At 63.8% G+C, this 24,493-nt stretch carries 20 protein-coding genes; 11 read left to right on the top strand and 9 right to left on the bottom strand.

Annotated elements, in window-relative coordinates; all coding sequences use genetic code 11:
* Window positions 1–8: 8 nt before the first annotated feature.
* The 3 genes from NK8_RS30265 to NK8_RS30255 all read left to right on the top strand — a co-directional run bounded on the left by NK8_RS30265 (window position 9) and on the right by NK8_RS30255 (window position 4,615).
* Window positions 9–2,618: a circularly permuted type 2 ATP-grasp protein gene (locus tag NK8_RS30265; protein WP_213231838.1), complete on the top strand. Its 2,610-nt coding sequence runs from the start codon at window positions 9–11 to the stop codon at window positions 2,616–2,618.
* A complete protein-coding gene (locus NK8_RS30260) occupies window positions 2,615–3,511 on the top strand; it encodes a transglutaminase family protein (protein WP_162070697.1) in 897 nt (298 codons plus the stop codon). Before NK8_RS30265 ends, NK8_RS30260 begins: the two co-directional genes overlap by 4 nt.
* A gap of 126 nt (window positions 3,512–3,637) precedes the next feature.
* The gene (locus NK8_RS30255) at window positions 3,638–4,615 is read left to right on the top strand and encodes an aldo/keto reductase (protein WP_213231837.1); all 978 of its coding nucleotides are present in this window, start codon (window positions 3,638–3,640) and stop codon (window positions 4,613–4,615) included.
* A gap of 39 nt (window positions 4,616–4,654) precedes the next feature.
* Here NK8_RS30255 and NK8_RS30250 read toward each other — a convergent pair whose 3' ends face one another.
* The 3 genes from NK8_RS30250 to NK8_RS30240 form a co-directional block, all read right to left on the bottom strand.
* Window positions 4,655–6,211: a phospholipase D family protein gene (locus tag NK8_RS30250; RefSeq protein WP_213231835.1), complete on the bottom strand. Its 1,557-nt coding sequence runs from the start codon at window positions 6,209–6,211 to the stop codon at window positions 4,655–4,657.
* A 13-nt stretch (window positions 6,212–6,224) separates the two neighbouring features.
* Window positions 6,225–7,580, bottom strand: a complete 1,356-nt coding sequence (locus NK8_RS30245) for a TAXI family TRAP transporter solute-binding subunit (RefSeq protein ID WP_162070700.1) — start codon at window positions 7,578–7,580, stop codon at window positions 6,225–6,227.
* 135 nt (window positions 7,581–7,715) lie between these two features.
* Window positions 7,716–8,768 carry a hypothetical protein gene (locus NK8_RS30240; protein WP_213231833.1) on the bottom strand — a complete coding sequence of 351 codons (1,053 nt, stop codon included), beginning with the start codon at window positions 8,766–8,768 and terminating at the stop codon, window positions 7,716–7,718.
* A 247-nt stretch (window positions 8,769–9,015) separates the two neighbouring features.
* Between NK8_RS30240 and NK8_RS30235 the strand changes: the two genes are divergently transcribed.
* The gene (locus tag NK8_RS30235) at window positions 9,016–9,969 is read left to right on the top strand and encodes a D-2-hydroxyacid dehydrogenase family protein (protein WP_213231831.1); all 954 of its coding nucleotides are present in this window, start codon (window positions 9,016–9,018) and stop codon (window positions 9,967–9,969) included.
* A gap of 9 nt (window positions 9,970–9,978) precedes the next feature.
* Here NK8_RS30235 and NK8_RS30230 read toward each other — a convergent pair whose 3' ends face one another.
* Entirely contained in the window at window positions 9,979–10,533 is a 555-nt protein-coding gene (locus tag NK8_RS30230; protein WP_162070703.1) for a TetR/AcrR family transcriptional regulator, read from the bottom strand.
* 64 nt (window positions 10,534–10,597) lie between these two features.
* Window positions 10,598–11,023 (bottom strand): hypothetical protein, encoded by a 426-nt coding sequence (locus NK8_RS30225; protein ID WP_213231829.1) that lies wholly within the window; start codon window positions 11,021–11,023, stop codon window positions 10,598–10,600.
* 101 nt (window positions 11,024–11,124) lie between these two features.
* On the opposite strand from NK8_RS30225, the gene NK8_RS30220 reads away from it, so the two are divergent.
* Window positions 11,125–12,273 carry a peptidyl-alpha-hydroxyglycine alpha-amidating lyase family protein gene (locus NK8_RS30220; RefSeq protein ID WP_213231828.1) on the top strand — a complete coding sequence of 383 codons (1,149 nt, stop codon included), beginning with the start codon at window positions 11,125–11,127 and terminating at the stop codon, window positions 12,271–12,273.
* A gap of 7 nt (window positions 12,274–12,280) precedes the next feature.
* On the opposite strand, the gene NK8_RS30215 is transcribed toward NK8_RS30220, so the two are convergent.
* Window positions 12,281–14,254 carry an MFS transporter gene (locus NK8_RS30215; protein WP_213231827.1) on the bottom strand — a complete coding sequence of 658 codons (1,974 nt, stop codon included), beginning with the start codon at window positions 14,252–14,254 and terminating at the stop codon, window positions 12,281–12,283.
* Window positions 14,255–14,420: 166 nt separating this feature from the next.
* A complete protein-coding gene (locus tag NK8_RS30210; protein ID WP_213231826.1) occupies window positions 14,421–15,344 on the bottom strand; it encodes a DNA-3-methyladenine glycosylase in 924 nt (307 codons plus the stop codon).
* Between the two features lie 155 nt (window positions 15,345–15,499).
* Between NK8_RS30210 and NK8_RS30205 the strand changes: the two genes are divergently transcribed.
* Entirely contained in the window at window positions 15,500–15,667 is a 168-nt protein-coding gene (locus NK8_RS30205) for a hypothetical protein (RefSeq protein ID WP_213231825.1), read from the top strand.
* Window positions 15,668–15,681: 14 nt separating this feature from the next.
* Here NK8_RS30205 and NK8_RS30200 read toward each other — a convergent pair whose 3' ends face one another.
* Complete coding sequence (locus NK8_RS30200) at window positions 15,682–16,044, bottom strand: hypothetical protein (protein WP_213231824.1); 363 nt, start codon at window positions 16,042–16,044, stop codon at window positions 15,682–15,684.
* Window positions 16,045–16,120: 76 nt separating this feature from the next.
* Complete coding sequence (locus tag NK8_RS30195; RefSeq protein WP_213231823.1) at window positions 16,121–16,885, bottom strand: GntR family transcriptional regulator; 765 nt, start codon at window positions 16,883–16,885, stop codon at window positions 16,121–16,123.
* A gap of 164 nt (window positions 16,886–17,049) precedes the next feature.
* On the opposite strand from NK8_RS30195, the gene NK8_RS30190 reads away from it, so the two are divergent.
* The 5 genes from NK8_RS30190 to NK8_RS30170 all read left to right on the top strand — a co-directional run bounded on the left by NK8_RS30190 (window position 17,050) and on the right by NK8_RS30170 (window position 24,493).
* Window positions 17,050–18,270 (top strand): alanine--glyoxylate aminotransferase family protein, encoded by a 1,221-nt coding sequence (locus tag NK8_RS30190; protein ID WP_213231821.1) that lies wholly within the window; start codon window positions 17,050–17,052, stop codon window positions 18,268–18,270.
* Window positions 18,267–19,031, top strand: coding sequence for a fumarylacetoacetate hydrolase family protein (locus NK8_RS30185; protein ID WP_213231819.1), 765 nt, complete (start codon window positions 18,267–18,269; stop codon window positions 19,029–19,031). Before NK8_RS30190 ends, NK8_RS30185 begins: the two co-directional genes overlap by 4 nt.
* A gap of 10 nt (window positions 19,032–19,041) precedes the next feature.
* Window positions 19,042–22,080 (top strand): FAD-binding and (Fe-S)-binding domain-containing protein, encoded by a 3,039-nt coding sequence (locus NK8_RS30180; protein WP_213231817.1) that lies wholly within the window; start codon window positions 19,042–19,044, stop codon window positions 22,078–22,080.
* A gap of 255 nt (window positions 22,081–22,335) precedes the next feature.
* Window positions 22,336–23,625, top strand: coding sequence for an MFS transporter (locus NK8_RS30175; protein WP_213231815.1), 1,290 nt, complete (start codon window positions 22,336–22,338; stop codon window positions 23,623–23,625).
* Between the two features lie 85 nt (window positions 23,626–23,710).
* Complete coding sequence (locus NK8_RS30170; protein WP_213231813.1) at window positions 23,711–24,493, top strand: enoyl-CoA hydratase/isomerase family protein; 783 nt, start codon at window positions 23,711–23,713, stop codon at window positions 24,491–24,493.

Here is a 24,493-nt window from a genome sequence, read left to right as displayed (position 1 = left end):
AGACGACATTGGCTTATCAATCGAGCTTGCCCTTCGATATCACCGCCGCACGCGTCGATGCGCTTGCGCTGCTGCGCACGCTGCCGGCGCGCGAAGGGCATTGGGACGAACTGCGCGATGCGTCCGGCCAGTTGCGCGAGCCGTGGCGCCAGTTCTTCGAACTGCTCGGCGAGCAAGGCATCGCGCGGCTCGATGATGGTGTCGCCGCCGTCGCGCAGCAGGTGCGCGACAACGACATCACCTACAACGTGTACGCCGATAACGGCAAGCCGCGCGCGTGGTCGCTCGATCTCTTGCCGCTCATCATCGACGAGCAAGAGTGGGCGGTGATCGAACGCGGCGTCGCGCAGCGCGCGCGCCTGATGGAAGCGATCGTCGCCGATGTCTATGGCCCGCAGACCTTGCTGCATCGCGGGCTCCTGCCGGGCGCGCTCGTGTTCGGCCATCCCGGCTACCTGCGCGCGGTGAAGGGTTTCATGCCGCCTTTCGGCCGCTTCCTGCAGATCGTCGCGGTGGATCTCGCGCGTGCGCCGTCGGGCGCGTGGACGGTCATTGCGCATCGCACCGAGGTGCCTTCAGGGCTGGGCTATGCGCTGGAAAACCGCCTGATCGTCGCGAGCCTGTTCGCCGATCCATTCCGCGCGATGCGTGTGAGCCGGCTCGCCGCGACCTATTCGCAACTCATCGCGACCATTGCGCAAGCGGCGCGAGCGACGATGCGCGATGACGAGGGCGGCCGCGGCGGTGCATCGAACGATGCGCCGCATATCGCGTTGCTGAGTCCCGGTCCATTCAGCGAGACCTGGTTCGAGCATGTGTTTCTCGCGCGCTATCTCGGCGTCACGCTCGTCGAAGGCAAGGATCTCACGGTGCGCCACGACAAGCTCTATCTCAAGACGCTGGCCGGTTTGTCGCGCGTGCATGCGGTATTGCGGCGTCTCGACGATGCGTTCTGCGATCCCGTCGAGTTGCGCGCGGATTCGACCATCGGCGTACCGGGCTTATTGCAGGTGATGCGCGCGGGCAACGTGATGGTCTCCAACGTGCCGGGCGCGGGCTTCACCGAAACGCCCGCGCTCAATGCGTTCCTGCCGGGTATCGCGCAAGCGCTGCTCGATGAACCCCTCGAATTGCCGACCGTGCCGACATGGTGGTGCGGCGAGGAAGCGGCGCGGCGCGAGCTTTTCGACAATGTCGACAGCGCGCTGATTGCACCGACGTGGCCCGGTGCGCAGGCCGATCAGGCGCCGGGCATCGACGCGGGCGTGCAGCAGATCGCAGCGTGGCGCGAGCGCATCGAGCGCGCGCCGGATGTCTTCACGGTGCAGGAGAATCTGCCGTTTGCCACGGCGCCGCGTTTTCATGACGGCGCGCTCGGCTCGCGTCCGTGCGTGCTGCGCGCCTACGCCATCGCCAACATCGACGGAAGCTGGAGCGTGATGCCCGGCGGTTTCACGCGGCTCGCGGCCGACAAGCGCGCGACCGTGTCGATGCAGTTCGGCGGCAGTAGCGTCGATACCTGGGTGATGTCGAGCCAGCCCGGCGGCGCGGTCTCGCTGCGTCCCACGCCGATCAAACCGGGCGACCTGCGCAAGCATCGCACCGTGTCGAGCCGTGCGGCGGAAAACCTCTTCTGGGCAGGGCGATACGGCGAGCGCGCGGAAAACAACGTGCGGCTGTGCCGGCTCCTGCTCGGGATGCTCGACGGCAGCGACGCCGAAGAACTCTTCCCGACACTGGTCGAACTTGCCTCGCAATGCGAACTGATTCCATCGGTCGATACGCTCGCACGCAGCACGCCGCAGGCGTTCGAGCGCGCGCTCGTCGCGGGACTGCCGGAATCGAGCAGGGCGACGAGCATCGGCGGCAATCTCGCGGATCAGGTGCGCGCGTGCGGTGAAATACGCGACCGGCTTTCGACGGATCACTGGCGCACGATTCTCGCGTCGCGCAACGACTTTCGCGACGCGCTCGCCGCTACCGGCGTCGAAGTCGGGACGGGCATCGGCCGCGATTACGATCGACTGATGCTCACGAGCGCGCTCGAACATCTCGCGACGCAGCTTTGCGCGATCAGCGGCGCGCAGGGCGACCGCATGACGCGCGACGAAGCGTGGCGGCTTCTGTTCATCGGGCGGCACATCGAACGCGTCGCGACGATGGCCGCTTTTTTGCGCGTGGTCGCCGAGCGCGGCACGCTCGCATCGCCCGCGGGCTTCGATCTGCTTCTGCAGCTTTTCGACAGCACGCTCACGTATCGATCGCTTTATCCGGGCAGGCTGGAAGTGCCGGCGCTGATCGATCTGATCGTCGTGGATCAAACCAATCCACGCGGGCTCTATGGCGTGTACGCGCGCCTGCGCACGAAGCTCGACGAGATCGCCGCGGCAGCGGGCGGCACGCGTCGCGCGCAGGCGATGCGTTTCTCGGATCTGCTGGTTCACGCCGATGCATTGCCGGACCTGACTGCCCTGTGCGACACACGCGAGGATGGCCGTCATGATGCGCTGATCGTGCTCTGCGACCGGCTCATCGCATCGGTGGGCGCTGCGTCGAACGAAGTGAGCGCGCGCTATTTCAGCCACGCGACCACGCCCGCCGCGCAGGTGTCGTCATGAGTCTCGGTCTTAACGATACGGTGCTCGCGGTCACGCATCGCACGACATATCGCTATTCCACGCCGGTCGAGATCGCGCAGCATCTCGCTACGATTCGTCCGCTGCATTGTCCGTGGCAGCAGGTCATCTCGCATACGGAGCGTATCGAGCCGGTTCCGTCGTACGTGCATAGCCGCGTCGATGCATTCGGCAACGACGTGCTGTACTTCTCGCTCGATGCGCCGCACGAGCGCCTCTCGATGACGAGCGAAACCACCGTGCGCCTGACGCCGCGCTGGAGCGCGCTCGACGCGGACACCACGCCGCCGTGGGAGGAAGTCGCGCAACGGCTGCGCTATCGCGCGGGTGGCCCGTTCTATCCGGAGAGCGAGTTTTGTTATGCGTCGCCCAATATTTCGGTCGATCATGAACTGCGCGAGTATGCGCGGATGAGCTTCGGCGCGGACACGCCGCTCGTTGCGGGCGCGATCGATCTGATGCACCGCATTCACGAGGACTTCGAGTATCGGCCGTCGGCCACTACGGTCGATACGCCCGCATCCCGCGCGTTCGAATTGCGTCATGGCGTGTGTCAGGACTTCTCGCAGGTGATGATCGGTTGCCTGCGGGCGCTGGGTCTGCCGGCGCGCTATGTGAGCGGCTATCTGCGCAACGATCCACCGCCGGGACATGCGCGGCTCATCGGGGCGGATGCGTCGCATGCGTGGGTATCGGTGCATTGTCCGCAGAGCGGATGGATCGATCTCGATCCGACTAATGATGTGCTTGCGGATCTGGATCATGTCACGCTCGCGACGGGGCGCGATTACAGCGATGTTTCGCTATTGCGCGGGATGATTCTCGGCGGCGGGGCGCATCATGTGGATGTCGCGGTGAATGTGCTGGCGCTTTGAATGCCCCGCTTGCGAGGCGAAAGACAGCACTCGAAAAAGCGCGCAGCGCGATGCTGAGTTAATGTCTCAGCTTTCGCCGTTCATGCGCTCGCGCATGTCCTTTCGTTTTGCAAGGAGACTCACACGATGGATTACGTGAAACTGGGCTCGACCGGCCTCGACGTGTCGCGCCTCTGTCTTGGCTGCATGACCTTCGGCGTGCCCGATCGCGGCACGCATCCGTGGACGCTCGACGAAGAAAAGAGCCGCCCGCTCATCAAACAGGCGCTCGAAGCGGGAATCAATTTCTTCGATACGGCCAATACCTATTCCGACGGCACATCGGAAGAAATCGTCGGACGCGCGTTGCGCGACTTCACGAAGCGCGACGATATCGTGATTGCGACGAAAGTCTTCAATCGCATGCGTCCCGGTCCGAATGGCGCGGGGCTTTCGCGCAAGGCGATCTTCAACGAGATCGATAACAGCCTGAAGCGTCTGGGCACCGATTACGTCGATCTGTATCAGATTCACCGCTGGGACTACGAGACACCGATTGAGGAAACGCTCGAAGCGCTGCACGATGTGGTGAAGGCGGGCAAGGCGCGGTATATCGGCGCGTCGTCGATGTATGCGTGGCAGTTCAGCAAGGCGCTCTATACGTCGCGCGCGCATGGATGGACCGAATTCAGGACGATGCAGAATCATTTGAATCTGCTGTATCGCGAGGAAGAACGGGAGATGATGCCGCTTTGCAAGGACCAGGGCGTCGGTATGCTGCCGTGGAGTCCGCTTGCGCGCGGACGCCTCACGCGCGACTGGGATGCGACGAGCGCGCGGCAAGAGTCGGATCAGTTCGGCAGCACGCTGTATCGTACCGACGATGCCGACCGCGCGGTCGTCGAAGCCGTTGCGGCGGTAGCGAACGCGCGCGGCGTGCCGCGTGCGCAGGTGGCGCTGGCATGGGTCGCGCAGAAGGCGCCTGTGACCGCACCGATCATCGGCGCATCGAAGCCGAATCATCTGAGCGATGCGGTTGCGGCGTTGTCGTTGAATCTCACGGCGCAAGAGGTTGCGCAGCTCGAAGCGCCGTATGTGCCGCATGCGGTCGCCGGCTTCAAATGAAGCGGTACTGAGCGCGAAGAGCAGGCGAAAGCGCGCGGATCACAATTGCGATTCGATCGGCAGAATCCCAAGCATCCAGATTCCCGCGCGCTTCCACGCGGACACACCCGGCTCACTATCCAGTTCGGTCGTGTTGCCGTTGGCATCGGTATCGACCCACACCATGCGCGTGGCACCGCTGGCGTCCTCACGTAGCTCGACACGCCACGCGATGCGATCGATATTCGCGCCGATACCATCCGCCACTTCCACAGCCGCAGCCGCGCTCTCGCAATACACGCCGATCTCCGTATTCAACTGCACGGAGCGCGGGTCCAGATTCATCGAGCCGATGAAGATGCGCTTGCGGTCGAACACATAAGTCTTCGCATGCAGCGACGCCTTTGATGATCCGAACGTCGACTTCTTCGTGCTCTTGTCGTCATTGGCCGATGCGACCGGCTTCAGTTCATACAGCCGCACACCCGCTTCGAGCATGTCCTTGCGATAACGCTGATAACCCGCATGCACGGCGGCGACATCGGTAGCCGCGAGCGAATTCGTCAGCACGGTCACGCGCACGCCGCGCGATGTCATCGAGCGCAGCCATTGCACGCCTTCCTTGCGTGGCACGAAGTAGGGCGACACGATCAGCATCTCCTTGTCGGGATCGAGATCCAACGCCTTGATCTGCGACATCAGATGGCCTTCCGTGTCATCCGGCGCGCGCGTGATCTTCGCGGGATCGTCGTAAAGCAGGATCGCCTTGCCCCACGAGAATTCGGTGTCGTGCTGCTGGATGACATTGGCGAGACGTTCACGCACTTGCGCGACATATGGCGAATGCTGCTCCGACAACAAATACGCATCGAGCTTCTCGCGATAACACGCGAGCGAGCCGGGATCGGCCTGACGCCGCATCAGGTTCTCGATCGGATAGGCCGCGTCCGAGTTCCAGTACATATCGAACGCGCTCGATACTTCTCGCACGACAGGGCCATGCACGAGCACATCGAGATCGCCGAACGCAACCGTGCTCGACGCGCCGAAGTACTCATCGCCGATATTGCGTCCGCCGAGAATCGCGGCCTGATTGTCCGCGATGAGCGCCTTGTTGTGCATGCGCCGATTCACGCGAAAGAATTCGGCCGCGGAACCGAGCTTCCTGAACGTGCGGTTCGCCACGGGATTGAACAGCCGCACCTGCACGTTCGGATGCGATGCGAGCGAGAGCAGGAACTGGTCATCGGCATTCGTGCCGAGATCGTCGAGCAGAAGACGCACGCGCACGCCGCGATCGGCGGCGCGCATGACCGATGCGGCCATTTCGCGACCCGTCAGATCGTCGTGCCAGATGTAGTACTCGAGATCGAGCGTGCGCTGCGCGTTTTCACTGAGTATCACCCGGGCGATGAGCGCGTCCATGCCGTTGGACAGCAGGTGAAACGCGTTGTCGCCGGGATGCGCGGCTTCGCTTGCGACGAACGCAGTGCCGAGGCGCGTGTTCGCCGTATCGGTCAGGGCGTGAGTTTCCATGCGTCCGGTTTGCGGTGGAAGGCTGGCGCACGCCGTCATCATCAGCGTCAGCGCAACGGCGAACCATGTACGGAATTTCATGGAATATCCCCGGCTAGATCATGCTCTTTTCGCGGCGCGACCCTTCGCTCAGACGCGCTCGCACGAAGCTGACATGCTCGCGCAATACGTAGAGTGCATCGGCATGGGCGAGCGGCAGTCTGAGCGTGTCGAGCGATTCCTCGATGTAATCGAGTTCGACCAATAACGCGCGCCGCTCGTCGTCGGTGTTGACGCGCATCGCGCTGCGCTCCACCGCGATCAGCGCGCCGTAATAGCGATAGATGCGCGAGCGCACGCGCCATCGATAGAGCGCGGGCACGAGCCGCAGCGCCGGAAAGATCAGCACCGCGATGGGCAGCAACAGCACCAGCGCGCGATCCGCGATATTCGCGACCCAGAACGGCAGCGCGCGATAGAGGAAGCTCTTGCCCGAACGGTAATAGCGGCTCGCGTCCTCGCTGATCGGAAACTCATGCGCGGCGGCGCTCGGGAATTGCCCCGCGCGCTGCAGCAATCCGGCCGTGCCGTGCACTTCCTGTGCGGCCTCGATCAGCAGATCGGATAGCGCCGGATGCAGACTCTGCCGCGCGACCAGTTCCACAGTCGGGCTGATCAGATGCACGGTCTCCGGCGGAATGCGCCGGCCCAGATCGAGCACGCCGGGCGGAAGTTCGATCTCGTCGAGATAGGGGAAAAGGCGCGTATAGGCGCGCGCTTCCTTGAAATCCATCACCGAGATGCCGGGCACGCGCAAGAGCCGCAACATCAGGCCGCGCGTGGCGGAATCGCCGGAGAGGAACACCGCATCGGCTTCGTTGCTGACGAGTTGGGTGGCGGCTTGCAGGCCGTCGGTCGGCAGAAGCTGCGTATCCCCGCCCGCGTGAATGCCGTTCGCGTCCAGCAGCTTGAGCGACAGCATGCGCGTGCCGCTGCCTTCGCGCCCTATGGCAATGCGCTTGCCTTCGAGTTGCGACAGCAACGTGAGCCCCTTGCCGCGATAGAACACGACGAGCGGCACATACGACACGCTGCCGAGCGACATCAGCTTCGAGGCCTCATCGCGCGTCGCGATGCCGCCCTGCACGAGCGCGAGATCGACATGCTGTTTCGGATCGAGCAGACGTTCGAGATTCTGCACGGAGCCGTCCGACGGCAGCACCTTCAGCGTGATGCCATTGCGCGCGAGGATCTTCGCGTATTCCTGCGAGATGACGTAGAACGAGCTGTCGGGCTGACCCGTGCTCATCGTGATGGTCTTGGGCGGCGCGGGATCGACGAGCCAGTAGACGAGTGCGACGATGATCGCAATGACCAGCACGACAGGACCGGCCGTCCACGTGATGTCGTGCAGGACGCCTTTCGCATGATCGCGAGGCAGGTGCGGGCGCTTCATCCGATGCCTCGTCATGGGCGGAAGGAAAAGACATGCAGCATGTCGTGTCTGTGTCGGAAGCGGCGTTGACTCGCAGTGTAGCGCGGGACGCGCATAAAACGACAAGGCCGGCACGCATGCGGCCGGCCTTTGTGTGGTGGTGTCGCCTGTTTATGCCCAGTGTGCGGGGACCCAGACGGCGCCGACGAAGTGGCCGGGAATCCAGATCGCGCGACGCGGCACGATGTACACGGTCTTCACCGGCGGAGGCGGCGGTGCGACATAAACCGTCTTCACCGGCGGAGCGACATAGACCGTCTTCACAGCCGGCGCGACATACACCGTCTTCGCGGGCGGCGGCGGGGGCGGCGTGACCACGACCGTCGACGAAGGCGGGGGCGGCGCGACCACTACGGTCGTCGTCGGCGGCGTGGGCGGCGGCACGACCACCGGTGCGGCGACGATCGTCGTTCCGGTGACGACCGGCGTGGTCGCGACCACCGTCGTGCCCGATGTGACCGTGCCGCCGCCGACGACCGTCGTGCTGTGCGAGCCGTTCGTGACCGTCGCCGAACCCGACGTGGTGACGACGCCCGGCGCGACGCTCGTCGCGCTGCCCGCATGTGTGACCGTACCACCGTTCGCGGTGTTGACGGTGCCGGAGCGGTTGCAGGTGTAGCCCGCGCAGTTCGTCGATGCCGAGTGCGTCGACGTGTTGCCGTTCGGCCCCGTCACCGCGCCCGACGATGAGTATTGGCCCGGCGCCGTGCGCGTCACGGTATCGCTGCCGGTCGCGGTCTTGCCGTTCGGGCCGGTCGCGCTGCCGGTGTGCGAGCAGCTGCCGCCGGCGCAGCTCGTGTCGCCTGCGTGTTGCACCGAGCGTCCGTTGGGGCCGTAGGCGGTGCCCGAGTTGGAGAACTGGCCGGGCGAGGTGCGCGTCACGGTGCCCGAGTTGGTGGCGACGCGGCCCCACGGATTTTCGACGCCGCCCGCATGCGAGCAACTGCCGCCGCCGCAGGAACCGGCGTGCGCGCCCTGATATTCGCCGCGGCCGGTGTAGGCCGTGCCGCCGTGCGCCCAGCCAGCGAAAGCGGAGCTGCTGCACAGCGTGAGGGCGGCGGCTGCCGCGATGACGAGCAGATGGCGCGCGCGGCGTTTGGCCGGCGCCGCGTCGGAGGCGGGGGCAACGCGGACGTTTGAAGCGAAAGTCGATCTGTTTTTCACGGGATGTCCTTCTCGGTTCCTTAGGCCACGTTGCGTTTCGAGTGGCGACGGAAGTGACTATAGAGAAACGGTCGCGCGAAGTCCCGCGGTAACTTATTTCAACCTATGTCATAGCTGACCGCCTTATGCAGCAAGGTTCTGCGGCATTTTGCCGAGTCTGTCGAAAGCCGTGCGCGACATGAATTCGCGCATTGCGTCACACTGGCTGCTGTCGTCCAATCCATTCGTCACAACAATCGAAACCGCCATGGCCACATCCAATCCGATCAAGGTCGCCGTCCTCGACGACTATCAGAACGTCGCGCTTTCCATGGCCGACTGGTCGCCGCTCGACTCACGCGCCGCGATCACCGTGTTCAACGACCACATCGCCGAGCGCGGCGCGCTGCTGGAACGCCTGCGCCCGTTCGACGTCGTCTGCGCGATGCGCGAGCGCACGCCGTTCTCGCGGGACATCATCGAGCATCTGCCGAATCTGAAGCTGATCGCGTCGACGGGCGCGGCCAATGCATCGATCGATCTGAAGGCCGCGGCCGAGCGCGGCGTCGAGGTGCGGCACACCGGCTACCAGTCCACGCCGACGATCGAATTCACATGGGCACTGATTCTCGCGATGACGCGCAACATCGCCGCCGAAAACCGCTCGCTCAAGGAGGGCGGCTGGCAGACCGCGCTCGGCACGGAGCTGGCGGGCAAGACGCTCGGCCTGCTCGGTCTCGGACGCGTGGGATCGGCGGTCGGCGTGATCGGTCGCGCGTTTCGCATGAACGTGATCGCGTGGAGTCAGAACCTCACGCGCGAGCGCGCGGAGGAAAAAGGCGTGCAGCTCGTCGACAAGGACACGCTCTTCACGACCTCCGACGTGCTCTCGGTTCACCTGCGGCTGAGCGAGCGCACGCATCATCTCGTCGGCGCGAAGGAATTCGCGCAGATGAAGCCGACGAGCCGGCTCGTGAACACGTCGCGCGGGCCGATCGTCGATCGTGATGCGTTGGTCGCTGCGTTGCAGTCGCACAGGCTCGCGGGCGCGGCCCTCGACGTCTACGATGAAGAGCCGCTCGCCGCGAACGACCCGCTGCGCGCGCTGCCGAACGTGCTCGCGACGCCGCATATCGGTTATGTATCGGAAGAACTGTATCGCACGTTTTATGGCGATACAGTGCGCAATATCCTCGAATGGCTCGACGCGCGCAACGCGTGAGCGCAGCGCTCACGACGCTTGCGATTCGGCGGGCGGCAGCAGCGAGAACAGGATTTCGATGGACGTGCTCGCGCGACGCTTGCCGTCCGTGCGCCCGACCGCGAGATCGATGACCGCGAGGCCGACGACGAGCGCATGCACCATCGACACATGCTCCTTCGTGACGGCGAGGCCCATTGCTTCGAGCATGCGCGTGATGCGAACCGCGATGCCCTCGGCCAGTTCGCGAAAGAGACTGCGGATGGTCGGTTCTTCGTCGGCGGCTTGCGCAAGCGCCATCAATACGCGCGTGTTTTCGTGGCGCATCGCGACATTGGCGATCGATGCCGCGGTGACCTTGGGCGACGCTTCACCCGCGAAGGCATCGACGGCGGCGAGCTGACCGTCGATCGCGGCGCGCGCGACGGCTTCGATCAAGGCAAGACGCGTCGGGAAGTAATAGGTGAGGTGACTCTGACGCACGCCCGCGCGCGCAGCGACGCGCGGTTGCGTGAAGCCCGAATAACCTTCCTCGCGCAACGTGGCGAGGGCGGCTTCGAGTATGGTTTGTCGACGATCCTGCACGGGGCGGGGTCCGTGTTTTGGTTGATTTACCAAACCTTAACGTGATCGATGCACGACGTCAACCTCATGAATTGTTATTCGAAGGCGGCTGCGGATTGTGCGCGGGGTTTGTGTCGAACGTGCGGATATCGGTGATTGCATCGCTCGCGAGAGCGCGGAGACCGGCTTCGAGCGCATCGGCAAGTGGCTTGTCATAGACTTCGTCGCCATTCACATAGAGCGTGAATGCTTGCAGATATTTCGCTTTTTTCGCGGGATTTTCGATGGTTTCGCGTGTCCATCGATACAGCGGATAGTGCTCGATGCCATCGCGCTCCGCGTGCGCCACGTAGTCGGCGAAGGCGTCGTACTGGCATTGCAATTGGGCGTCGTGCTGGATCAGCAGCGCGTTGATGGATGCGAGCTTTTCGTTTGCCGGGTCTCGACGCGCCAGGTCGGCGTACTCGGGCGCGAGCCGGATTCGAACCTGGTATTGCAGCGCTTCAGTCATGATGTCCTTTCAGTATTGAAAGCGATGAGAACACGCGCATGTGAATGATGCGATTCATGCACTACACTTTTCCTCGCGTCTCGAACGAGAGGAGGGTTACAGTGAGTCTTCGACACTCGATGTACTGTCCATGTTGCGACACGACGCCGGGCGCTGCAAGCCGTCGTCGCTTTCTGGCGCTCGCGGGCCAGGGCGCCGCCGCGCTCGCGCTGTTTCCGCATCTCGCGTACGCCGATAACGACGTACCGTCCATTCCCTACGATTCCGTTCCCGATCCGGTGCAACTGCCGCGCGACGTGTACTTCGGCGAATGCTCCGGCGTCGCGCTCAATTCGGCGGGACATGTCTTCGTGCTCTCGCGCGGCAATAGTACCGGTCCGGCCTATGGCGCGGCCGCGGCCCAGTTGCTCGAATTCGACCGCAATGGACGCTTCGTGCGCGAGATCGGGCATAACCTGTATGCGTGGTCGTTCGCGCATACAGTCAAGGTGGATCGGCAGGACAACGTCTGGGTCACCGACAAGGGCTCGGACATGATCATCAAGTTCACGCCCGAAGGGCGCGTCGCGATGGTGTTCGGCCGCAAGCAGGAAGCATCCGACGAAGAGACCGCGCCGCTCAAGCATCCGAATCCGCCGTTGCCTTCGGAGCCGGGGCGTTTCCGTCAGGTGACCGATGTCGCATGGGATGCGGCCGGCAATACCTACATCAGCGACGGATACATCAACTCGCGGGTCGCGAAGGTGGACAAGGACGGCAACTGGCTCAAGTCGTGGGGCGATCGCGGCAAGGGTCCGGGTCAGTTCCATACGCCTCACAGCATTGCCGTCGATGCTAACGGCATGGTCTATGTCGCCGATCGCAGCAACCGGCGCATTCAGGTCTTCGACGGCGAGGGAAACTTCCAGCGGCAATTCACGATCGACGTGCCCGTGCCATCGGATGCGCGTCCGGCCATCGGCAATATGCCCGATGAAGCCGCAATCGCAGCAGGTACCTTCGCGCCCGGTTCGCCCTGGGCCATCTGCATTTCACCGGGACCGAATCAGGTGTTGTATTCCGCCGATGCGTTTCCCGGGCGCATCTACAAGTTATCGCTCGATGGAAAACTGCTCGGCGTGCTCGGACGCTCGGGCAAGCAGTTGAAGCAATTCGGATGGATTCATGAGATGGCGTGTCCGGCGGAAAATACGTTGTTCGTTGCGGAGTTGCTCAACTGGCGCGTGCAGAAGCTCGTGCTGCATGGCTGATTGCGCATCACTTGCTTGCGGCCTTCGTCCGCATCGACATGATGGGCCTGGGCTGCGCATCGCATCGATTTTCGCGCCACGCGCGCAGCGTATCGAGCGCGACGGAATTGCGCACATAGCGATGCCACACGAACGCGAGATCGAAGATCAGAATCGCGAGCCACCATGCGTAGAGAAAGAACGCGCCACCGAGCACGACAGGCCATATCGGCTTGCCTGCCAGATCGCCCCATAACCTCACGCCGACGATCAACGTCATCATCACGGTGCCGAGCGCGACGAGCACGCGGCGGCCCACACGCGGTTTGCGTGGCGCGAGCCAGCCGCTGATCGCGCACACGAGTCCGGCCAGCACGAAGACCGCCTTGCCGACGACGGGATCGGCGTCATCGCGATGCAGCAGATCCGCGAACGGGCTCGCGAGAAATGCGGCCACGCCGCTGAGCAATACGAACCAGAAGACTGACGCGCCCGCGACGAAGGCGAGCAGCGCCACCACGCGCCAGCGCAGCCACGCACCCGTGCGCTTCGCGCCGCGCGCCTTGACGAGACGCGGAATACGCGCCGCGACCGTCGTGCCCATCAGCAGGCATGCGAGTGCGAACACCGAGCGCGTGAGATAGATGAACTCGGGCGCGCTGCTGGTTCCGCCCGCGCCGGAATCGGACGAGGCCGTGACGGCCTTGTAGATGAAGAACACGGCGAGAAGATGCAGCGCGAAGCTCAGCAAGTAGGGAATCGCCGTGCTAACGATGCCGCGAAAACGCCTGTTTTGCGGGGCTTTTGTGGTGCTTCTATCGAGCACGACATTCTCGATGAAGTGACCGAAGACATCGCTATCGGTCCAGTAGTCCGTGTGCGCCTTGCCCGGCAGCCAGTAGCGCGAGAAGCCGATGTCATGCGCCGGCTCGAATTCGAACGCCTTGCAATCGTGATGATCGAGATAGGCGCGCGCCGTATCGAGCGCGAAGCCGACCGGGTCACCGAAGTCATAATAGTTGCGCCACTTGATGCGCGAGGGCAGCGTGATGGAACCGCCGGGGCGTTCGACCTGCGCGACGGCATCGCCCTGCATTTCGCTTTTCAGCGTCATGCCTTCCCACAGTTTCGGCCATAACAGAATGTGCTTGTCGATGGGCGAGCCGATGGTCATGAAGCCGCGCAGGCTTTGCACCCACTCGGTGCTGATGATCTGCTTGCCGTCCTTCGGATCGCTCACGGTGGGCGTGGCGAGCGCCTGAAGAATGCCGAGAAAGCTGATCACCGTCCCTTCGCTGTGCGCGACGATATACACCTCGGGCGGACACTGGCAACGCTCGGTCACGAGCGCGACGAGCCGCTCCATCACGCGATGAAAGCGGAACACGATGGTATCGCGATGCTGCCGGAAATCCGCGACGAGCTGAACATCGCCGACATAATCGCGCAGCATGGGCGCGAGATCGAACTTGAAGATGCCGGCCTTCTCCGTGACCGCGAGCAGGCTCTGCATGACGGCCACTGTCTCGACGACTTCCTCGACGACGCCCGACGCGAGCGAGAAATCGGCGGGTTCGAGCTTGCGCTCGTCGACGTTGAGCATGTAGGCGGCCTGCGCGCGGCTCACGATCGAGAGTCCCCATGCCTTGCTTTCTTCGAGCGTGTCGTCCTGCTTGACGACTTCGCGCGGAATATCCGCCCAATACACTTCGGCGAAACCAAGCGCGGAATAGAAGTCGCGTTGCTCAGGGGTGTAGGGGCCGCCAGGTGGCAGATCGAGCTGGCGTACATCGACTTCGCCGACGCCCGCAATGTCGAAATAGCCGAGCGGCATGACGGGCAGCGGCGGGTCGTAGCGCGCGCCGAACTGGCTCGCTACCGAACGCACCGTGTCGCTATGCAACTGATTGCCGATGCCGTGTATCGCAACGACGATCTTCTGCACGCGCGGCGCGATCGGGACATGGTTCGAGTCCTGCGCGTCGAGGGATGATGCGTTCATGAGCGTCTCCCGATGGCGTTTCGTCAGCGCTTCTTCGTGTGTCGACGGCGTTCGGCCGCTCGATGCAGATTAGTCCATTTTTAAGACAACAGAACTAAATGATCGCGGCGGTGTTCGCGACGGATGGTGCCGCTGGCATTCTGCATGCGTGATGTTGCACGCCAGTTCATCCCCCGCGCGCAAGCCCCGTTTCCATCGCCACCCCATTCCAGAGATGCATCGCCGCATACGCACGCCAGGGACGCCAGCGTTCGGTGCGTGCGCGCTGCTGGGCGGGTTTCGCAAGCGACGGATCGCGGCGCGCGATCGCCTGCATGAGAACGAGATCGGCATCGGGCCATGCGTCGGGGTCGCGCAGGGCGCGCATCGCGACGTAGCCGACGGTCCACGGCCCGATGCCCGGCATGGCGAGCATCTCGCGTTTCAGCAATTCGGCATCCGCGCCGGGTTCATCGAGCGGCAGCGCGCCCGTGGCGACCGCACGCGCGAAGCGCTGCACCGTCTCGATACGCTTGGTCGGCATGCCGATCTTCTCCAGATCGGCGGCGGCAAGCTCGGCAGGCGTCGGAAAGCGCCACGCCGTGCCTTCATTCGGATGCCCCTCTATCCTCTTGCCGGCGCGCTGCACGATGCGGTTCATGATCGTCGACGCGCCTTTCACGCTCACCTGCTGGCCGACGATCGTCCGCACCACGAGCTCGAAGCCGGACCACGCGCCCGGCACGCGCAGGCCCGGCGCGGCTTCGACGAGCGGTGCGAGAACCGGATCGCCGGCGAGACAACGGGCGATCTCGCGCGGCTCGGCGTGCAGATCGAACATGCGCGCGAGCGGCGCGGCGAGTTCGTCCGCATGACGCGACGCCGCGCCTTCGACCGTCACCACGAGCCGATGCTTGCGCTCATGCGGCCGGACTTCGACGGTGCCGTCGCCGCCATGCCATTCGATCGCGCGCCGATACACGCCGTCCTCGACTGACTCCACGCCCGCCGACGCCCGCCCGCCGATGAATTTCAGCATGCGTGTCCAGTCGAAAGGCTGCTTGAAGGGCAGTTCGAGCGTGGCGGTCGATGTGTCGAATGTCGAATGCATTTTGAATGCCGTTTTGTGCGATGGTCGAATGCATGCCGATCTTACCCCGGCACGCATATACGGCCGGCGCACGCTCATTCTTTGCTAACTCTCGGCGACGACAATCCATTCCATCGAACGCAACGTTTCAATCAACATCGCCAAGGGAGCCGACCATGAACGCCTTTTCGATCAGCATCGTCGCCATCGTCATCACCGCAGCGCTGGCGGCCGTCGCGCCGGTCACGCACTACGCGCAGCATGAAATAGCCGTCCTGAGCGCGCATGGCGCGAGCACGCGCGGCCAGGTTCAACCCGGCGCGGGTAGCGGACTGACGGCTTGACCGATGCGTCTCCTTCAGGGACGCCGCGCGAGTTCCATCGAACTCGCGTTCAGCAACTGCCTGAATTCCGGATCGCGGGAAAGGATGTCGCGTGCGCTCGTGACGAGTTGAGGGCGTCGCTCCCATTGGTCGGAGCGCACGATGCAGCGTGTGAGCACTTCGGTATAAACAGGACGAAGCCCCTCGCGGTCATGCATCGCGGTCAACCGGGCGATGCGGGCTTTTTCGTCGTGCGTGAGTCCGCGCGTGAGGCAATCGACGGTTTGCCGGTCCATTCCAGCCTGCGCCGCGTCGAAATCCGCTGAGTGGTAGAGCGAAAAGCCCGTGATGACGAGCACCGCGCCGAGCGCGATGCATAGCCCTTGAATCCTGGTCAACGTATTCCCCGGTGGAAGGCTCTGACGGCCGTAGGTCCGTATCCTACCGTGGGCTCCGGGAAATCACCCGACCGTGCTATTCGTCAGCGTCCAGATCCCGAGATGACTGGTTCGCCGCACGCTTTTTCGGCGCGGCGGCCTTCACCGTCGACAGCGTGCGCTCCGCGAGCACCGCATCGCGCTTGGAGAGCAGATGCTTGCGCAGAATTTCGCCCATGCGCTTGCCATCGCGCGTCTCCAGCGCCTCGATCATCTCTTCGTGATCGCGAATGGCGCTGTCCCATTTCGGCGTCTGGAAGTTCGAACGAAAGCGCAGCGCCATCAGGCGCCGGTTGATCGACACGTAGGTCTGACGCAAGGCCGTGTTGCGTGCAGCTTCGTTGATCCTGTCGTGAATGGCCTGGTTGCGGCTGTAGTAGCCGGAGAGGTCGTTCTGCGCGCGACACGCGAGCATCGCGTAATGCAGCGCCTTGATCTCGGCGATCTCGAGCGGCGTGATGCGCTCGCACGCCAGCTCACCCGAAAAAGCTTCGAGTCCGCTCATCAATTCGAACATCTCGCGAATCTCGAACTCGCTCATCTGCGATACCGACGCGCCGCGGTTCGGCGATATCTCGATCAAACCCTCGGCGGCCAGCACTTTCAGCGCTTCACGTAAAGGCGTGCGGGAGATGCCGAGCGTCTCGCACAGTTTGCGCTCGTTGAGTTTGACGCCGGGCGCGAGCAGTCCCTCGACGATGAAGCCGCGCAAGTGATCGACGACGGTGTCGTGCAGGCGCAGCCGCTCCACCTTCGGTAGTGGCGAAGAAACGTGCGTTTCTGGTAGATCGGGATTTTGCATTCAATACCTCTGATTCCATTTGCGGCAATTTTAACCCAGCGATAGCGGAAAAAACCGCCAGCGGGTTATCCCTAGGCCGTTCGGCCTATGAATTCCTTTACGTGCCCGACCTGCTGCGTTATTGTATTTTGCATGCAAAATTACATTTTAGAGGACGCAGACCTATGCTGAAGCTCGATTCCCATCCTGCCGGCCGTCACTTTCTGCAGATTCCGGGGCCGAGCCCGGTGCCCGATCGCATCCTGCGCGCGATGAGCTATCCCACCATCGACCATCGCGGTCCGGAGTTCGGCGCGCTCGGTCTGAAGGTGCTCGACGGCATCAAGCGGATCTTCAAGACGAGCCAGCCTGTGGTGATCTATCCCGCATCGGGCACGGGCGCATGGGAGGCGGCGCTCGTCAACACGCTTAGTCCGGGCGATACGGTGCTGATGTACGAGACCGGCCACTTCGCGACGCTGTGGAAGAAGATGGCCGAGAACCTTGGGCTGAAGCCCGAGTTTCTGGGTCTGCCCGGCATCGAAGGATGGCGGCGCGGCGTGCAGGCCGACGCGATCGAGAAACGCCTTCGCGACGATACACAGCACACGATCAAGGCCGTTTGCGTCGTGCACAACGAAACTTCGACGGGCGTGACCTCGGACATCGCCGCCGTGCGACGCGCCATCGACGCGGCGAAGCATCCCGCGCTGCTGATGGTGGACACGATCTCGGGCCTCGCATCCGCCGACTATCGCCATGACGAATGGGGCGTGGACGTGACCGTGTCCGGCTCGCAAAAGGGTTTGATGCTGCCGCCGGGAATCAGCTTCAACGCGGTATCGGAGAAGGCACGCGAAGCCTCGAAGCGCGCCGCGCTGCCGCGCGCGTTCTGGGACTGGACCGACATCATCGAGATGAACAGGCAGGGTTACTGGCCTTACACGCCGAACACGAACCTGCTTTACGGCCTGTCCGAAGCGCTCGACATGATTCTCGGCGAAGGACTCGACAACGTGTTCGCGCGCCATCAACGGCTCGCGGCGGCGTGTCGCGCGGCGGTCACCGCGTGGGGGCTCGAGATTCAATGTGCCGATCCCGCCGTGTACTCGCCGGTGCTCACGGGCGTGATGACACCCGAAGGCGTCGATGCCGACGCGGTGCGCAAGCTCATCTACGAACATTTCGACATGTCGCTCGGCACGGGGCTCGGCAAGGTGAAGGGCCGCATGTTCCGCATCGGCCACCTCGGCGATTGCAACGACCTCACGCTGATGGCCGCGCTCTCGGGCTGCGAGATGGGTTTGAAGCTAGCGGGCATCGAACTGAAGGGCAGTGGCGTGACGGCGGCGATGGACTATCTGACGAGTCACGTAGCAAAGCCCGCGCTGAAGGCGGCCGCATGAGCGCCGCGTTCGGCGCCGACGCGCTCGCACGGCTTTTCGTGGAGGCACGCGCGCATCACGCGCAGCTCGATGCGTTGGCGGAGGGCACGCGCCCGGCGGACGCCGACCAGGCCTACGCCGCGCAGGAAGCGACGCTGCGTGCGCTGCGCGCGGACATCGGTGGATGGAAAGTCGGCGCGAAATCGCATGACGGCCCGATTCAGGGCGCGCCGCTTCCCGCCGATGGCGTGCATCGCTCGGGCGCACGTCTCTCGATGCATGCGTTCGGCAAGGCTGGCCTCGAACTCGAAGTGGCGTTCATTCTCGGCCGGCGCTTCGAACCGCACAGCGGCCCGTATCGCGATGATGAAGTGATCGACGCGATCGAGTCCGTGCACGCCGCGATCGAAGTGGTGGCGAGCCGTTTCGCCGCATGGCCCGACGTCGAAAAGCCCTGGCAGCTTGCCGATCTGCAGAACCACGGCGCGCTGATCGTGAGCGAGGGCGTTCCATACGACGCGGCGTTTCCGTTCATCGCGCCCACGATGACATTCGACTTCGAAGGCGCACCGCTCTTTCAGGGTGAACCGGCGAACCCGGCGGGCGACCCGCGCCGTCTGCTCGCGTGGACGGTGAATCACGCCGTGTCGCGCGGGCTTGCCGTCGAGCGCGGGACCGTGCTCACGGCGGGCTCTTACACCGGCCTCGCATTTCCGGCGGCGACCGGCACGGCGGTCGGTGTCATCGAAGGACTGCCTGCCGTCGAATTGCATTTCGCATAACGCACTCAAAATGCTCAATTCCCCCACAGACCGGCTGGTGAAGCCGATACATCTGATGCCCGCATCGGCGCGCGCGCGCCTCGCGTCGACGCCGACGCCGCTGCAGGCGCGCCTGCAACGCGAGCTGAAGGGCGACGTGCTGTTCGATCGCGCATCGCGCGGGCGCTACGCCACCGATGCGTCGATCTATCAGATCATGCCGCTCGGCGTCGTGGTGCCGAGGGATCAGGACGACTTGCGCCTCGCGCTACAGATCGCCCGCGACACTCACGCGAGCGTGCTCGCGCGCGGCGCGGGCACGAGTCAATGCGGGCAGACGATCGGCGAGGCGCTCGTCATCGATACGACGAAGTGGCTCAACAACATCGTTCACTTCGACAAGGAAGCGCGCACGGTCACGGTGGAGCCGGGCGTCGTGCTCGATCATCTGAATGCGTGGCTTAAGTCCCATGGTCTGTGGTTTCCGGTGGATGTATCGACGAGCGCGCAATGCACGATCGGCGGCATGGCGGGCAACAACTCGTGCGGCTCGCGCTCGATGGAATACGGGATCATGGTGCATAACGTCGACGCGATCGACGCGATCCTCGCCGATGGTCACGAAGCGCGGTTCGGCAGGCTCTCGACCATGACGACCGATGTGCGTACGCGCGATCTCGTCGACGGCGTGCGCGGCATCGCGATGCGTGAGCAACAGGAACTGCGCGAGCGCATTCCGAAGGTGCTGCGGCGCGTGGCCGGCTATAACCTCGATCTGTTCGACTGCCAGAGCCCGCTTGCCTTCAGCGACAGCGGCGAACCGAATCTCGCGAATCTGCTGGTCGGATCGGAAGGCACGCTCGCCTTCAGCCGCCAGTTGACGTTGAAGCTCGCACCGCTGCCCGCGCACAAGACGCTCGGCGTCGTGAACTTCCCGAGCTTCCACGATGCGATGGACATGACGCAGCATATCGTCAAGCTCGGACCCGTCGCGGTGGAACTGGTCGATCGAACGATGATCGATCTCTCGATGTCGAATCCGGCCTTCCGGTCCGTGATCGAAAAAGCCCTGGTGGGCGAGCCGGAAGCGATCCTGCTCGTCGAGTTCGCGGGCGCGGATCGCGACACGCAAGTTGCAAGACTCGCGCAACTGGTCGAACTGATGAGCGATCTCGGCCTGCCGGGCTCGGTCGTGCAGATGCCCGATGCGGGACCGCAAAAGGCGCTGTGGGAAGTGCGCAAGGCGGGCCTCAACATCATGATGAGCATGAAGGGCGACGGCAAGCCGGTGTCCTTCATCGAGGATTGCGCGGTGCCGCTCGAGCATCTCGCCGATTACACGAGCCGCCTGACCGAGGTCTTCAGGAAGCACGGAACCGAAGGCACCTGGTACGCACACGCGAGCGTCGGCACGCTGCATGTGCGGCCGATTCTCGACATGCGCCGCGACGGCGCCGTGAAGATGCGCGCGATCGCCGAAGAAGCCGCGGCGATGGTGCGCGAATACAAGGGCGCATTCTCGGGCGAACACGGCGATGGTTTGTGCCGCGGCGAATGGGTCGCGTGGCAATACGGCCCGCGCATCAACGCGGCGTTTCGCGATATCAAGCAGCTCTTCGATCCGGAGAATCGGCTGAGCCCGGACCGCATCGTCGCACCGCCGAAGATGGACGACGCGAGCAATTTCCGCTTTCCGCCTTCATATCGCGAGCGCGCATCGACGCCAAGTCTCGACTGGTCCGCATGGAACGTCACGCGCGATCCGCTGACCGGTGAAGAGGGCACGCCGGGTTCAGGCGGCGATCTGTCGGGCGGTCTCGCGAAAGCGGTCGAAATGTGCAACAACAACGGCCATTGCCGCAAGTTCGATGCAGGCACGATGTGCCCGAGCTATCGCATCACGAAGGATGAGCAACACGTCACGCGTGGCCGGGCGAACACGTTGCGGCTCGCGTTGTCGGGTCAACTGGGCGATGACGGCCTCGCAAGCCAGGATGTGAAGGACGTGCTCGATCTGTGCGTATCGTGCAAGGGCTGCAAGCGCGATTGCCCGACAGGTGTCGATATGGCGCGCATCAAGATCGAAGCGCGCGCCGCGTGGACACAGCGTCATGGCGTGCGTCTGCGCGAGCGGCTGATTGCGTTTCTGCCGCGCTATGCGCCGTATGCGAGCCGCATGCCCGCGTTATCCAACGCATTCGAGGCGAACATGCCGGGCGTCGCGCGCTGGGTGAAGGCGAAGCTCGGTCTCGCGTCGCAAAGAGCGTTTCCCCGCTTCACGAAGCCCTTTCTCGCCGATGCGGCGGACAAACCAGTTGCATCCGCAACCAATGAAGTCCTGCTCTTCGTCGATACCTTCAACAACTACATGGAGCCGGAGAACGCGCGCGCTGCGCAACGCGTGCTCGAAGCGGCGGGCTACACGGTTCATCACAACGTGAAGCGGGGCGAGCGGCCGCTGTGTTGCGGGCGCACGTTTCTTTCAACCGGTCTCGTCGATGAAGCGAAGGCCGAAGCGCGCCGCGCGCTCGATGCGCTCATGCCGTATGTCGAGCGCGGCGTGGCGATCGTCGGACTCGAGCCATCGTGCCTGCTTTCCTTGCGCGACGAGTTTCTCGGATACGGCTATGGCGATGCCGCACGCAAGCTCGCGCAAGCGTCGTTTCTCTTCGAGGAATTTCTCGTGCGCGAAGAGGCGGCAGGCAGGCTGCGTCTGAAGCTCAAGGCGCTCGATCGGCCGAAGGCGATGCTGCACGGACATTGCCATCAGAAAGCGTTCGATGCCGTGCGCCCCATCGAAACGGTGCTCGGCTGGATTCCGGCGCTCGATGTCAAGACGATCGAATCGTCGTGCTGCGGCATGGCGGGCAGCTTCGGATATGAAGCGGAGCACTACGAAGCATCGCAGGCGATGGCGGAGCTGTCGCTGCTGCCCGCCGTGCGTGGCGCGGGCGACGCGCTGATCGTCGCGGACGGCACCAGCTGCCGTCATCAGATCGCGGATGGCGCGCAACGCGAGGCGCTGCACGTCGCACGCGTGCTCGCAATGGCGCTCGATGCGGAGGATTGACGGCGGCGACACCACATTTTCATTCACTGAAACATAAACAGCGGACAGTGACGAGCCGCGACCAGGAGACAAGCTCATGACATCACCGCGCAAACCACGCATTCGCAAGCTGCGCCGCAGAATGCAGTAAGCCGACGCAGATCGAGCCGCAATCCTCATCCGACGTACCCACGGGAAGTTCCGCATGCCGTGACATCCGGCGCCACTCGATTATTCGAGGGCGTGCGTACACGCACGCGGTTACACAAGGAGACGATGATGTTCCGTCGAGCCACGACGCGCGTTTTGTTACTGCTATGCGCGATGTATTTCATCACCTATATCGACCGGGTCAATGTCAGCACCGCGGCGAGCCAGTTCGGCGCTGAGCTGGGCCTGTCGCACACGCAAGTCGGTTTCGTGTTTTCCGCGTTCGCGTATCCGTATCTGGTGTTTCAGATCATCGGTGGATGGGTGGGCGACCGCTTCGGGCCGCGGCGCACGCTCACGCTTTGCGCGATCATCTGGGCGGGCGCGACCGTGCTGACGGGTCTGGCGGGCGGCTTTTTCTCGCTGATCGTGGCGCGCGTGCTGCTCGGTCTCGGCGAAGGCGCGACCTTCCCGACCGCGACGCGCGCGATGTCCAACTGGATGCCCGCCGACCAGCGCGGTTTTGCACAAGGCATTACGCATGCAGCTTCGCGCATCGGCAATGCGGTGGCGCCGCCGCTCATCGTCTGGCTGATGGTCGCGACGAGCTGGCGCGGCGCGTTCATCATCACCGGGATCATCAGTTTTGTGTGGGCCGTGGCGTGGGTCTTCTACTTCCGCGACAATCCGCGCGATCATCCGCGCATCACCGAAACCGAGTGCGCGACGCTCGCGAATTACTCGGGCGTGAAGCAACGCACGCCGGTGCCGTGGCGCAAGCTGCTCGGCCGCATGGCGCCCGTCACCGCCGTGTACTTCTGCTATGGATGGGTGTTGTGGCTCTTCCTCGGCTGGATTCCGCAATACTTCCTGCACAGCTATCACATGCAACTGGGCAAGTCGGCGCTCTTCGCGTCGGGCGTGTTCTTCGCGGGCGTGCTCGGCGACTGGTTCGGCGGCTCGCTGACCGACCGCATCCTGAGAAAGAGCGGCAATGTGCGCCTCGCGCGCAACGTGATGGTCGGCGTGTGCATGTTCCTGACGCTGCTGTCGCTCGCGCCGATCATGCTCGTCTCCGATATTTCGATCACGCTCGCGGCAGTGTGTCTTTCGGCCGGCTTCTTCTTCAATGAGATGACGATCGGCCCGATGTGGTCCGTGCCGATGGATATCGCGCCGAAGCACTCGGGTACCGCATCCGGCATCATGAATTCCGGATCTGCGCTGGCGGCCATCATCAGCCCGGTGGTGGGCGGCTGGCTGATCGACCGCACCGGCAACTGGAACCTGCCGTTCACCGTGTCGATGATCCTGATGGGCGCGGGCATCGTTCTCTCGTTCACGATGCGCCCGGACCACGCGCTCGAAGTGGAGGACGAGAACAAGGACGCAGCGGACGCGCGCAAGTTCGTGTGATCCGACTGGCGCAGCGGTTCAATGCATTTTGCATGCATTGAACCCCATTGAATAACGCATGCAGCATTCATTTTAAGGAGGCGATGTGGCGGAACCATCCATCCTGACCGAGCGCGACGGCGATATCGTGACAGTCGTGATCGACCGGCCCGAAAAGCTCAACGCGATGACGAAGCATCTGTGGCGCGCGCTCGGCGAGACCATCGAGACGCTTTCCCGCGATGACACCCTGCGTTGCATCGTGCTGCGCGGCGCGGGCGAGAAGGCGTTCTCGCCTGGCAACGACATTGGGGAGTTCCGGACCGATCGCGCGAACGTCGAGCAGGCGAGGGCTTACGGCGCAATCATGCATCGCACTTTGAATGCATTGCGCGAGTGCCGGCATCCGATCGTCGCGATGATTCATGGCATCTGCGTCGGCGGTGGGCTGGAGATCGCGGCGATGTGCGATCTGCGCATCTGTGGCGAGTCGAGCCGCTTCGGCGTGCCCATCAAGAACCTCGGGCTCGTGATGGCGCACGCGGAAATGGAAGGCCTCGTGCGTCTCGCGGGTCCGGCGGCAGCGCTCGAGATCCTGCTCGAAGGGCGCATCTTCGATGCAAAGGAAGCGCTGGCGAAAGGGCTCGTCACGCGCGTGGTCGCGGACGCGGAAGTCAACGCGCACGCGTACGAAACCGCAAGACGCATCGCGGACGGCGCGCCGCTCGTCGCGCGCTGGCACAAGCAGTTCGTGCGCCGCGTGATGGACCCCGCGCCGCTCACCGACGATGAACGCGACGAAGGCTTCGCCTGCTTCGGCACCGAGGATTTCCGCACCGGCTACCAGGCCTTCCTCGACAAGCTCAAGCCGCAATTCAAGGGACGTTGA

The sequence above is a fragment of the Caballeronia sp. NK8 genome (assembly GCF_018408855.1).
Classification (GTDB): domain Bacteria; phylum Pseudomonadota; class Gammaproteobacteria; order Burkholderiales; family Burkholderiaceae; genus Caballeronia.
This window is presented reverse-complemented; position numbering and strand designations above follow the sequence as displayed.